The following is a 12309-nucleotide window of genomic DNA, read 5'->3' as shown; positions in this document are numbered from 1 at the left end:
TCTGCACTGCTCCCCGCAGGGGTTAAACCTGGGACAGCGAAACGAGCGAGCCCGCGTTTCCGGGCTGAGGACCCCGCCGAATCACAAACGGCGGGGAAATGGGCACAAACGAAGGGGAATGAAAGGAAAGGTTGCCTTTTCTCCCGCGTTTTGGCTAGGCTCAACATATTCCGGGCATTCCATCGTCCATTCGGGCGGGGCTGTGCTCGAATCCAAATCACCATCCCATGCAAAAAAATCAGAACCCAACCACCCGCCGCACCTTCCTTCGCGGCACTGTGGCCGGCGCCGCCGGTCTTGCCGCCTCCCGAGCCTTCTCTGCACCACTGGGTGCCAATGGTGACGTTCGTGTCGCGGTCATCGGCTTCAACGGACGTGGCGCAGGCCACATCAAGAGCCTGGAGGAAATCCCCGGCGTGCGTATTGTGGCGCTTTGCGACGTGGACGCCAACGTGCTTGCAAAAGGCGTGGCCAATCAGGCCAAGAAAAACAACACCGTCACGGCCTACTCGGATTACCGCAAGCTCATGCTGGACCCTGAAGTGGACGCTGTGACCATCGCCACGCCGAACCACACGCACACCCTCATCGCCATGACGGCCATGCAGCATGGCAAGCATGTGTACGTGGAAAAACCCGTCTGCCACAACATCTGGGAGGGACGCCAGCTCCTGAACGCCGCTGAAAAGGTGGCGAAGAAGGGCCTCGTGGTGCAGCACGGCATGCAGCGCCGCTCCAGCCCCGGCTGGGCGCAGGCCATGGCCTGGGTGAAAGAAGGCCACATCGGCAAGGTGACACTTTCCCGTGGTCTGAACTACAAATCCCGCATTTCCACCGGTCAAGCGGCGGGGGATATCCTGCCCAAGGACGGGATGATCAAAGGAACCTTCCACGATCTGCGCAATGTGAAGACAGATCCCGCCGGCGCTCCGCAGGATGTGGATGTGGATTACAAGCTCTGGTCCGGCCCGCGCGGCATCCTGCCGGTGCATCGCTCTCAGTTCCACTATGACTGGCACTGGCAGTGGGCATTTGGCAACGGCGACATCGGCAACCAGGGGCCGCATCAGACGGACGTGGGCCGCTGGGCGCTGGGAGATCCGGAGCTGCTGCCGAAGCGCGTGATGAGCTTTGGCGGACGCTGGGGCTACAAGGACGACGGCCAGACCGCGAACAACCAGATGGCCTTCTGGGCCTACGAGCCTGCGCCGCTGCTGTTTGACAACCGCGGCCTGCCTCTGAAGGACATGGACTGGAAGCTGGAGCCGGTGTACCGCGTGAACGGCAAGACGGCCGCAGCACGCGTGGGCAACGTCATCCATTGTGAAGGCGGCTACGTCATCGAGGCCAAGGCCTACGACAACGAGGGCAACACCGTGATGAAGTTTGACAACTTCAACGACGGCGCAGACCACATGCTGAACTTCATCAACTCTGTGCGCGCAGGGAAGATCATCAACCCGAACCTGCACGTGTCCCACGGCTTCCATGCCGCCTCGCTGGCCCATCTGGCGAACATTTCATACCGCCTGGGCAAGGCCGCAAGTGTCGAGGAAGTGAAGGAGCGCCTCAAGAACAACGCCGCCGGTCAGGAGACCTTCGAGCACTTCGTGAAGAATCTCCAGGACAACAAGATCGACCTCAACGTGGAAAAAATCAGCGCCGGCCCATGGCTGGAGTTTGACCCTGTCTCCGAGAAGTTCACCGGCGAATTTGCCGAGGAAGCGAACAAACTCGCCACGGAGAACTACGTGGACGAGTTCAAGCTTCCGGAAGTCTAAGCCAAGGGAGAACCTCCAAACTAGCCTTCAGCGCGGAGCCGGGAAACTGGCTCCGCGTTTGTATTTGGCCGCGTGCCGATTTTGAGTAGCCTGGGCACGCCATGGAAACTCCCACGCCGCCGCCCGCCCTGCCGCTGTATGCGGTCAGTCAGGATGAAAAAACGCTCGGCATTGTCATGCACGTGCTCTGTCTGGTGGGCTTCCCCATTCTGGGGCCGCTCATTGTCTGGCTGGTCAAAAAGGATCAGAGCACTTACCTGGACCGGCAGGGGAGGGAGCTGCTGAATTTCCAGATCAGCTACCTGCTTTACGCTTTTGCGTCTGGTTTGCTGTGTTTGATCCTTATCGGCATCCCGCTTCTCTTTGCGGTGGGAGTGGCCACCATCGTTCTGACCATCGTGGGGGTGGTGAATGCGTCTGAAGGAAAGGTTTACCGTTTCCCGCTGACGATTCGCCTGCTGTGAGGCAAAACGGTTGCGACTTCTGTGCCGAGGTGGTAGCAGAACCTCCCGTTTTCCCCCAACTCAGATGCGACCCAACCAACTTCTTCAAGCCATCGGTCCTGAACTGCGCATGCAGATCATGTCCTACCTGCAGACCGATCAACGTGCTGCGTACAAGGCCGTCATTGACTCCCTCGCTCCAGCGAAGCGTCTGCGTCCTGCGTTTATTCTGGAGAAGTCCCGTGCGAAGCAGGCGGAGTGGCTGCTGGAGCAGCTCAACACGAAATCGAACGAGGAAGTCACCGCCCAGATCTTTCAGATCTGGCTGCTGAAAGGCCAGCCGCAGATGCTGATCACCTTCCTGGATGCGGCGCAGATCGCGCATGATGGCAAAGGCGAAGTGACTGAGCTGCCGGAAGTGATCGAAGATGACAAGGCGGAGGCTGCCGTGGCAGCGCTGCTGGCCGCCTACCCTGCCAAGCAGGTGGCGCTTTACCTGAACATGTTCCAGCAGCAGCGCGAAGGCGGATGGATCTCGCTGACCAAGGCGATCGATGCACGCCCTGAGCTGAAGCTTGAAGCCTGAGATTTTTCGCCATGATGGACGCCCTCGACAGCGCCATCGCCAACACGCAGGCGCATCTGGATGCCCTGCGCAATGCGAGCGGCCACTGGGAAGGGCGGCTGTCCAGCAGCGCGCTTTCGACCGCGACGGCCATCGTCGCGCTGGCGCTGGTGGATCGTGTGAAGCATTCGGCTCACGTTGGAGCGGGAGCGCAGTGGCTGTGTGAGAACCAGAACGCCGATGGCGGCTGGGGAGACACGACGCTGAGCAAGAGCAATCTCTCCACCACGCTGCTGTGCTGGAGTGCGCTGCACCTGGCAGGGAAGAGGAATGAGGCCGCCGATGCGTGGATCACAGCAAAGGTGGGTTCGCTGGAGCCTGTGGTGATCGCCAGAGCCGTGGTGGCGCGGTATGGAAAGGACAAGACTTTCTCAGTGCCCATCCTGATGCTTTGCGCGTTGTGCGGCACCTTGGGAGAGAAGCCGTGGAAGCACGTGATCGCGCTGCCGTTTGAACTCGCCGCGCTGCCGCGCACGTGGTTTGGCGCGATCGGACTGCCGGTGGTGAGCTATGCTTTGCCGGCGTTGATAGCGATTGGGTACACGCGTTTTAAAAATGCGCCGCCGGCGTGGTGGAATCCGCTGCGCTGGCTGCGTGCGCTGACCTGGCCGCGCATCCGGCCGATGCTCAAGGTGCTGCAACCGAGCAGCGGGGGCTATCTGGAGGCGACGCCGCTGACGAGCTTTGTCACGATGGCGCTGGCGGGTGGCGGGCAGCTTGATCATCCCTGCATTCCTCTGGCGGTGGAGTTTCTAGTGAGCTCCAAGCGCGAGGACGGGAGCTGGCCGATCGATACGAATCTGGCGACTTGGGGGACGACGCTCTCGCTGAGGAGTTCCGACTTCAGCGCTCCGCCTGCTCCATGGCTGCTGGCGCAGCAGTACCGGGAGGTGCATCCGTTTACCAATGCGCCGCCGGGGGGATGGGCGTGGACGGATCTGCCAGGTGGCGTGCCGGATGCGGATGATTCTTCGAGTGCGTTGATTGCTTTGAAGAAGATCGGGCATGCTTGCGATGGCGCGGTTCAGCAGGGGATTGAGTGGCTGCTTGATCTGCAAAATCGAGACGGGGGAATACCGACGTTTTGCCGGGGATGGGGCACGCTGCCGTTTGACCGCAGCACGCCGGAGATCACGGCGCATGCACTGGGTGCGTGGTGGGTTTGGAGAGATGAAGCGCCGCAAGCTTTGAAGAAACGCATCGACGAAGGAACGCGACAGGCGCTGGCTTACTTGAAGCGGGTTCAGTTGCCAGATGGTTCCTGGATTCCGCTGTGGTTTGGCAATGAGCACACGCCGGATGAAAACAATCCAGTCTATGGCACGGCGCAGGTGGTGAATCATCTGAGTGGCAGTGCGCAGCTTGCCAGCAGGTTTGAAGCGTTGATTCAGAGCGGGCGCCAATACTTGCGCAGCGCCCGGAAAGCCGATGGCTCGTTTGGCGGGGATGCCAAGGCGCCTGCGAGCATCGAGGAGACGGCGGTTGCATTGCACGCTTTGAATGGTGAGGAGCAAGGCATGATGGCGAGTGTCCAATGGCTCATCACGGCCACGGAGAACGGAACTCGTTTTCCAACGGCTCCTATTGGTCTCTACTTCGCGCGGTTGTGGTATCACGAGCAGCTTTATCCCGTGGTTTGGACATTGGGGGCGCTGCGGGCCGCAAGGCATGAGCTACAGACCAGTGAGCCATTACGGAACCGCGTTGCGGTTCATCCCTGAGATCAAAGCGGTGGTGGCTGCGGTACCAGGGAAGCACTCGCTAAAGCTCGGCATCCCTTCGCTTTGATGCGGAAGGCCTTTGGCCTTCGAGAAAAGTTATAGCGTTTTGCGAAACTGATTTCCGGAAAGCGAGTGTGGAGACGCTCGGCGGCGGCTTGAGGACAAGCCGCCCTACCTCGCGCTGGGTGCTCGCATGCCCAGCGCTGGTAGGGCTGGCTGTCCTCAGCCAGCCGCCGTCGAAGCCCATGCTCTTCGAGTGAGCAACAGCCTGCTAAACGGAAATGAGTTTTGCGAACTGCTATAGCCAGGGTATTGTGCAGGATTCGATCAATTATTCCTGCTCCACGCTGCTCGATACATCCACGGGGGGCTCGCCTGCGGATTCTTTTTCGACAGGCTGCACTTTGATTTCGACATTCACCGGGACGGAGCGGAGGCCCTCAATGATGCGCTGGAGGCGTTCGATGGTCACATCAGACAGGGTTGGTTTGCTCACGGCCTGCTCGATCTTTTCCAGACCGACGGTGAAGGCGTTCATGTGGCCGGTGATGCGGTTGATGGGATCGTTTTCGCCCGCTCCACCGGTGAGGAGATTGCGTTTGAAGGTGCTCTTAATCTCGCTCCAGCGAATGACATCGGCCTCAGTGGAGAGGGCATTGATCTCACGCCATTTGAGGAGGTTTGATTCGGCGGCCTGGCTGAGTGTTTGCGCTTCGCCGCGATAGTGATCGGCGATGAGGCTGGCGACTTCGGCATCGGTCATGAGCGGGAGAATCTTCTCCGCGATCTTGTTCATGTTGCGGTAGCTGCCCTGGAGCTTGAATGGCGGCTCGGTGCGGTAGGCGTCCTCCATGGCGGCGCTGCGCACGTATTCCTGATTCACACGCAGGATGATCTCGCGCACATGCAGGAGCTTTTCCATCACGGCGACGCCTTCATTGATCTCCTCGGCGCTGTAGCTGCCTTCGAATTCGACGCCCTCGCGGGTGCCGGTCTGCGCGACTTTCAAAACTGCGAGCGCATCGGCATGGCTGCGTGCGGCGATGCGGGCGAGCGTAGCGTTGCTGGTGAGGCAGTTTTCAATATAGCTGTCTTTGAAGACATCCTGATGGCCGCCGAGAATGTCGCCGAGATTGTAGGTGTCGGCGCGATTGGCCAGCATGTCCGGCACCTGGAATTTTCCGCCGACTTCGGTGTAGGGATTGCCGGCCATGACGACGGCGACTTTACGGCCGCGCAGGTCGTAGGTCTTGGCTTCGCCTTTGAACACGCCTTCGATTTTGCGAGTGCCGTCACAAAGCGAGATGAACTTCTGCAGGAACTCGGGGTTCGTGTGCTGGATGTCATCGACGTAGATCATGACATTGTCTCCCATCTCGAAGGCGAGGTTGAGCTTCTCCACTTCTTCGCGCGCGCTGGCGTTGGCGGCTTCGGCAGGATCGAGCGAGGTGACTTTGTGGCCGAGAGCGGGGCCGTTGATTTTGACCAGCGTGATGCCGAGGCGGCTGGCGACGTATTCCATGAGCGTCGTTTTGCCGTAACCGGGCGGTGAGATGAGCAGCAGCATGCCCATGCGGTCGGTGCGCGTGTCCTTGCCTGCGGCACCGAGCTGTTTCGCGAGGTTGGCACCGATGAGCGGGAGATAGACCTGGTCGATGAGGCGGTTGCGAACGAAAGAGCTGAGGACGCCCGCTTTGAACTGATCGAGCCGCAGCTCGCGGCGGCGGGTTTCAGACAGACGGTGCTTGAGCTGTTGGAAGGCCTCGAAGGCGGGGACGACTTCCGCTTCGTAGCGTTGCAGGCGTGCAGTGAATTCGTGGTAGCCGAGTTCGAGTTTGGCGTCGGCAATGCGAGGGTGCGTGCCGATGAGACCTGTGACGGTGGCGTGAGCGGGAGGCTCGGGAGGGATGGTGGCAGGCGGCTGATCGTGGGTGACGACCATGGCGGCGGTTTCAATGAGCACGCCGGGGGCTGCGGTGGGATTGAGAGCCGTGAGCCACTCCAGGGCGATCTCGAAGGCGAGCAGGGGCTGTGCGGCGAGTGAGGTCAGCGTTTCCTCGAATTCCTTGGCTGCGTGTTTGACGGTGAGCTCGCGGTGAAAGGCGCGCAGGAGTTCGCACGCGGCTGCGGAGCGGGTGAAGGGGTGTTTGGATTGCAGCTCGTCGAGGAGACACGCGGCGATCTGAAGGGAGGTTGCACGTTCTTGAACTCCCAAAGAAGTTTCTACGTGCTTCGTCAGATCATTGTCGAAGCCTGAACTGGATATGCCGAGGATATCCCGCATGCGGCCTTTGGACTGCATGCGGGCGAGGAGGGCTTTTTTAGCATCGTTTTCAGGCCAGGCGTGCCAGAAGAGGCGGGCGTAGCCGCGGGCGGCGGGGGAGTGGCGGAGGAGGCCGAGCGCCTGCTGCATTTCACGCAGGGGTTTCAGCAGCAGGGCAGCATCATGATCGTGCACGCCCTTCGTGTAGCCTTCATGAAAGCGCTGGGCCATGAACGTGGACACTTCTTCGTCCGCACCTCTCTTTAGCATCTGCCACGCAAGGTATTCGGCACGATAGACGTCAGCATTCTCAGAGACGACGGCCTGCTCCCACACGCGGCGCAGATCGGCGAGCTCAGGGGTGTCGATGTGCTCGAAGAAACGGGTGCCGGTGAGGTGGAAGGCGAGCGTGTTGTCCCGCGGTAAAATGGTCAGCTCCAGCGGCTGCTTGTTCACGCTGAACTGATGCTGGCCGAGCTGGATGAGATCGCCGCCGGCGACGAAGATTTCTGACTTGTCGCGGATCTGCTTCAGAGAGTCCTGCTGGACGGTCTTGAGGCGGGTTTGCAGTTCGTCGGCGCGGACGCTGCCGCCGAGCCTGCGGAGTTCTTCGATGAGATCGCGCAGCTTCGCGACCATGGCATCGGCAGCCAGCCATGCGTGGACTTCCTCGGGCTTGGCGAAGTTGGCGAGGCGGTTGCGGATGCTGGTGAGGATGCGTTCGGCGGACTGGCCGAGGCTGCTGCAGCGGCGGTTCAGGGCATCGCTGAGGCTCTGGCGGCGCGACTCAAAGGCGGTCTGTACTTCCTCGCGTTTTTTGATCAGCTCGGCGGCGTAGTCGTCGAAATCGGAGAAGCGTGTCTCCATCTCCTCGATCTGCACCAGCACGCGGGTGAGGGATTCATCGCACTTCTCCGGGGTGGTGGCGACTTCGAGGTAGTTCAGCACGCTTTGGCTCAGCAGGCTGAGCTGAGCCTGGAACTGCGCGGCCCCTTCGGTCTTGGCGAGATCATTGCGCTTGTTGCGCAGGACACTGCGCACCTGGTTGAGCTGCGCGAAGAGGGTGGAAATGCCTTCGATGATGCGGGTGGTCTCAGTGGCGTCTTCGATTTTCAGGCCGCTGACAATGGCGGTGAGCATCTCGAGTTCGGCGCTCGACTTGGCGAGTGCGGTTTCGACTTCCTGGGCCTCTGTGACCTTTGACAGCGCAGGGATGCGGGCCTGCTGCTCGGTGATCTGCCTGCGGTAGGGGTCCAGCGATTCCGGCTTGAGCAGGAAGGTGACGCATTTGGCGGAGAGCTTGTCCGCGCCTTCAGCCACCGCTTTGTCCATGCGGTCGATCTCGGCGGCATCGGTGTAGCGCACGTCGCGCAGGGCGATGATCTGGCCACGCAGCTCGCGCAGGGAGGTGAGGAGCTGAACGAAGCCGAGGATGTCGGAGGGATCGGTGTTGCTGGCGGCATTGAGCGCCTTCTGAGACTTCTCCTGCAGCGTCGCGGTCTGCTCAGCCGCGGTCTTGCGCATGCGGCGTACTTTTTCAAACTCGCCCAGGGCTGCTTCGGCGGTGGTCTTGATCTCAACGAGGGTGCTCTTGAGATCGTGGACCTCTTCGCGTCCAACCCAGAAGTAGGTGTCTGCCACATCACCGCAGGAGCGGGCGAGCTCGATGTAGAGGCCGGAGAAGGAATCGTCCTTGGAGAGCAGGGTCAGCACGCCGTTGCACTCGGCCATGGCGCGGACGATCTCGGCATTGCCGATCTTGCTGAGAAAGGTCTGCGAGTCCTTTGCCGCACTGACATCCGCGGAGAGGAAAGGCGTGCGCCATACCTGGATGACGTGGTGTTTGCGCGGTTCGTCATCGGCCAGAAACAGCACGAGTTCTCCCGTGGGGAAGAGGCTGAAGCCGTGGCAGGGCTGCGGGGTGCCGACGGTCTGCGTGATGAGGTTGTAGCTGAGGAGGAGGTAGGTGCCGCTTTCGAGATGGCTGAAGATGAAGAGCGTGTCCTCGCCGTTCGCAGCGGGGATGCGCTTTTCAAACCGCATGGGCGGCAGGCCCGTCTCAAACCGCTTCACTTCACCGGTTTGCAGCACGTAGCCGTGAGGAAAGAGAATGCCGTGGTCGTCTGGCAGAATGACACAGCTCTCCGCGATGCTGTCGATGCGGTGCGCCTGGCGGGTGCGCTCATTGAAGACGAGATGGCGCCATGTTTTTTCCTGGTAAGGCAGGAGCTTGAGCAGGATGAGGCTGCCGACGATGGCGTAGTACACCTCCGCATCGTCGAGCGTCTGGTCTTTGTTTTCGACAGGCTCGCTGTAAATGCCACGACCGGTGGCGGTGTTGTTCTCCACCTTCACGGTGAGATCGCCGCCTACGGTCTCGACGAAGACACGGTCCTCGATGCTGATGTGCGGGTGGTCGCCGTGGATGTACATGTCCCGCGTGGCGCGCTTCCATTCAAACTCCTGCGCGGGCGGGAAGACGAATTCGTGGTCGCTGCGGTTGCCGAGGTATTTGAGCGTGCCGTGGTCGTCATCCACGAGCCACTTGAAGGTTTTTACTTCTGTGGCGCGCTGGCCGACCTGAAAGCCCAGGTAGAGATGCGGCCCGATGCGGTGGAATTTGAGGAAGGAGGCGTGCTTGTAGTAGTTGTAGAGGTAGGCGAAGTCCTCCACGAACTGGGGATCGCTGAGCAGTCCGTCCTTGTTGGGATGGAAGGTGTGATCGGCGGAATGATAATCATACACCGCGAAGACGTCCTCCACACGCATGGTGCTGCGCAGGCCAAGGTGCACGTTGTAGCCGAAGATGAAACGATGCGGGCCGATGGCGGCGAGATCGCGCGGCACACAGTTGTTTTCCGTGGTGAGCCGGTTGGTGGCGAGCAGGGCCGTCTCGATGCCGCCGAACTCGGCCTTGCGGTCTGCATTGAGGAGATCGAGACGGCGCTTGAGTTCCGCGCCGTGCTTGTTGAGGCGCTGACGAATGACCTCGTAAGCGCCGGCTTCGAGCTGCGGGGAAGGTTGGGGAGATGGTGCAGGGTCAGGCATCGTGAGCTTGCGAAAGCTTATTCAGTGTCAGGAAACAGGCGATTGCCCTCACGACACCACCCGACAATTAGGTCGAGTGTGTCGCATATCGCATCGTATCTGCTATCATTCTGGTCTTCACGATGTTTCAGAAGAAAGCCGGTGAACAGTTCGCTCATCACAGACTGGGGCATTCCTGAATCACGGAGATGTTTTGCAAGTGCATGCAGATTCTGAAGCGGCTCGGGTTGCAGCAAGACTGCACGAATGGATTCGCGAGCAATTTCGAGGTCTGATGATGGAACGAGATTCTCCATGCGGAGTTCGGACGGGGGCGCCGGTGCTCCATGGTTACTTCTTCGCGGCCTTCGCTGCGAGCAGGCCGCTGACGGTCTGTTCGGTGAGGCCGAAGCGGGAGGCGGCGCCGAGCATGCCGGTGAGCTTGTTCAAGGTGGTGCTGTCAGGATTGAGGGCGATGAGCTTGCCAAAGAGGGCGCTGAGGGTGAGGTTCTTGGTGTCTTCGGAGGTGAGACCAAACTGGTCGATGATGTTTTTGAGCTGGGCTTTGAAGTAGTCGGGGTCGCCGTTGAAGAAGGTTTCCTTCACGTCGGTGAGGGTGCGGCTGCCTTCGACCATGCGGTCGATGGCGCGGGCGTTGCCGATGGCGCTGGTGATCTTGTCGAAGAACTGGCTTTCGCCGCCGACGATTTCGATCTTGGCGGACTTCATGGCCTCTCCAAGCACGCCGGCCTGGGCGGCGGCGATGTCTTTCTGGATGTTGATCTGCGCGAGTTCGACGGACTTCTCCTTGTCGAGCGTGAGCTTGAATTCCTCGTGTTCGCGTCCGGCGTTTTCGAGGAGCTTCATGGCCTGCGCCTTCTTGGTGATGCCGTCGGCTTCCGCAGCGAGCTTGAGCTGCGTGACTTCGGCGTCCACGCTGCCCTGCTTCTGCGAGGCTTCGGCCTTGGCGAGCAGGACCTGGGCTTCGCCGAGGCCGATGGCGGCGGAAGTGGCGGTGCGGCCTTCGGCGAGGGATTTCTCCGCAGCGGCTTCTTTGGCGGCGGACTCCTGACGGGCTTCGGCGAGCGTGAGCAATTCCTGGGCGTGCAGCTCGGCGGCCTGCTTGGCAGCTTCCGCGGCTTTGATGGCCGTGAAGGCGGCCTGCTCGGCAGCGAGCTGGGCGGCCTGCTTGTGGGCTTCGGCTTCTTTGATTTTTTGGATGAGCTGCTCCTGGGCGTTTTTCTCGGCGTTGGTCAGCGCGACCTGCTTCTCGCGGTCGGCAGTGGCGAAGGCCTCGGTGTCCTTCATCTTCTGCTGTTCGACGACGACGGTCTTCTCCAAGGCCACACGTTCTTTGATGACCTCCTGAATGTTCTTCTTCTCCACTTCGACGGCTTTTTCCTTCTCGATGGACTTGAGCGTGGTGACGCGCTCGCGGTCGATGATTTCAAGATTGCGGTCGCGGGTGACGCGCTCGACTTCGACGGCGTCCGTGCGCTCCTTGTTGCGCTGGGCCACGAGGACCTGGCGTTCCTTGTTCTGAGTGGCGATGGCGATTTCTTCGTCCACGCTGATCTTGGCGCGCTCAGATTTGAGGCGCTCTTCTTCCTGCACTTTCAGGGTTTCGGCGGTTTCGCGGGCGCGGACGCTCTCCACATCACGCTTCTGCTTGGCTTCGGTCTCGGCAAGCTGGCGCTCCAGCTCCAGAATGGCCTCACGGGTCTGCACGTCCTGCTGCTTGATGACCTTTTCCTTGTCCCGCTGGATGTTGTTGGAGAGCTTGGCCTGAGCGGCGGTGAGCTCGGTGATTTTCTTGATGCCTTCAGCGTCGAGAATGTTGTCGGGGTCGAGATTTTCGAGGCGCGTCTGTTCGAGGAAGTCGATGGCGCAGTCGTCGAGGGTGAAGCCGTTGAGGTCGGTGCCGATGACCTTGAGGATCTCGCTTTTGAAGTGATCGCGCTCATTGTAGAGCTGCACAAAGTCGAAGCGCTTGCCCACCGTTTTGAGGGCTTCGGAGAATTTGGCGTCAAACAGCACGCGGATGGTGTCCACGGCGCTGGCGCGGGTGCAGCCGATGCTCTGGGCCACGCGAAGGACGTCTTCGGGGGTTTTGTTCACCCGGACGAAGAAGGCGACCTTGATGTCCGCGCGAAGGTTGTCTTTGCAGATGAGGCCTTCCTGGGCTTTGCGCTCGATTTCGATGCGCTTGACCGAGATGTCCATGTATTCGGACTGATGAGCGACGGGGATGACGACCATGCCATTGAAGGTGACCTTGGTGCCGCCGATGCCGTTGCGCACGATGGCCTGGCCCTGCTGCACTTTGCGGAAGAAGCGCGAGAAAAGGATCAGAATGCCGAGGAAAATGCCGATGATGATGACGCCGACGAGGAGGCTGCCTTCGAGGAGAAAAGCGGAGAGGAGGGATGAGGTCATGAGTGTTGGGTGA

7 protein-coding genes are annotated in these 12309 nt (G+C 60.5%); 4 read left to right on the top strand and 3 right to left on the bottom strand.

From position 1 onward, the window contains the following. The first annotated feature begins 227 nt into the window (after positions 1-227). The 4 genes from ACILSR_RS27800 (at position 228) to ACILSR_RS27785 (ending at position 4570) form a co-directional block, all read left to right on the top strand. Positions 228-1781 (top strand): Gfo/Idh/MocA family protein, encoded by a 1554-nt coding sequence (locus tag ACILSR_RS27800; protein WP_395753084.1) that lies wholly within the window; start codon positions 228-230, stop codon positions 1779-1781. A gap of 101 nt (positions 1782-1882) precedes the next feature. After that, a complete protein-coding gene (locus tag ACILSR_RS27795) occupies positions 1883-2245 on the top strand; it encodes a DUF4870 domain-containing protein (protein WP_395753083.1) in 363 nt (120 codons plus the stop codon). Between the two features lie 64 nt (positions 2246-2309). Then, positions 2310-2810 (top strand): hypothetical protein, encoded by a 501-nt coding sequence (locus ACILSR_RS27790; protein WP_395753082.1) that lies wholly within the window; start codon positions 2310-2312, stop codon positions 2808-2810. Positions 2811-2821: 11 nt separating this feature from the next. After that, complete coding sequence (locus tag ACILSR_RS27785) at positions 2822-4570, top strand: prenyltransferase/squalene oxidase repeat-containing protein (protein WP_395753081.1); 1749 nt, start codon at positions 2822-2824, stop codon at positions 4568-4570. 331 nt (positions 4571-4901) lie between these two features. Here ACILSR_RS27785 and ACILSR_RS27780 read toward each other — a convergent pair whose 3' ends face one another. Genes ACILSR_RS27780 through ACILSR_RS27770 form a run of 3 tightly spaced genes read right to left on the bottom strand, consistent with a single transcriptional unit; the run spans position 4902 to position 12296 of the window. Then, positions 4902-9881 (bottom strand): DNA repair ATPase, encoded by a 4980-nt coding sequence (locus tag ACILSR_RS27780; RefSeq protein WP_395753080.1) that lies wholly within the window; start codon positions 9879-9881, stop codon positions 4902-4904. A 17-nt stretch (positions 9882-9898) separates the two neighbouring features. Continuing rightward, positions 9899-10177: a hypothetical protein gene (locus ACILSR_RS27775; RefSeq protein WP_395753079.1), complete on the bottom strand. Its 279-nt coding sequence runs from the start codon at positions 10175-10177 to the stop codon at positions 9899-9901. Positions 10178-10211: 34 nt separating this feature from the next. After that, on the bottom strand, positions 10212-12296 hold the full coding sequence (locus tag ACILSR_RS27770; protein ID WP_395753078.1) for a flotillin family protein: 2085 nt from the start codon (positions 12294-12296) through the stop codon (positions 10212-10214). Positions 12297-12309 lie beyond the last annotated feature (13 nt).

Source organism: Prosthecobacter sp. (assembly GCF_044222565.1).
Taxonomy (GTDB): Bacteria; Verrucomicrobiota; Verrucomicrobiia; order Verrucomicrobiales; family Verrucomicrobiaceae; genus Prosthecobacter.
This window is presented reverse-complemented; position numbering and strand designations above follow the sequence as displayed.

Excerpts from the sequence above, each read along its gene's own strand:
- ACILSR_RS27800 (WP_395753084.1), top strand. The coding sequence starts at position 228 with ATGCAAAAAAATCAGAACCCAACCACCCGCCGCACCTTCCTTCGCGGC.
- ACILSR_RS27795 (WP_395753083.1), top strand. The coding sequence starts at position 1,883 with ATGGAAACTCCCACGCCGCCGCCCGCCCTGCCGCTGTATGCGGTCAGT.
- ACILSR_RS27790 (WP_395753082.1), top strand. The coding sequence starts at position 2,310 with ATGCGACCCAACCAACTTCTTCAAGCCATCGGTCCTGAACTGCGCATG.
- ACILSR_RS27785 (WP_395753081.1), top strand. The coding sequence starts at position 2,822 with ATGATGGACGCCCTCGACAGCGCCATCGCCAACACGCAGGCGCATCTG.
- ACILSR_RS27780 (WP_395753080.1), bottom strand. The coding sequence starts at position 9,881 with ATGCCTGACCCTGCACCATCTCCCCAACCTTCCCCGCAGCTCGAAGCC.
- ACILSR_RS27775 (WP_395753079.1), bottom strand. The coding sequence starts at position 10,177 with ATGGAGAATCTCGTTCCATCATCAGACCTCGAAATTGCTCGCGAATCC.
- ACILSR_RS27770 (WP_395753078.1), bottom strand. The coding sequence starts at position 12,296 with ATGACCTCATCCCTCCTCTCCGCTTTTCTCCTCGAAGGCAGCCTCCTC.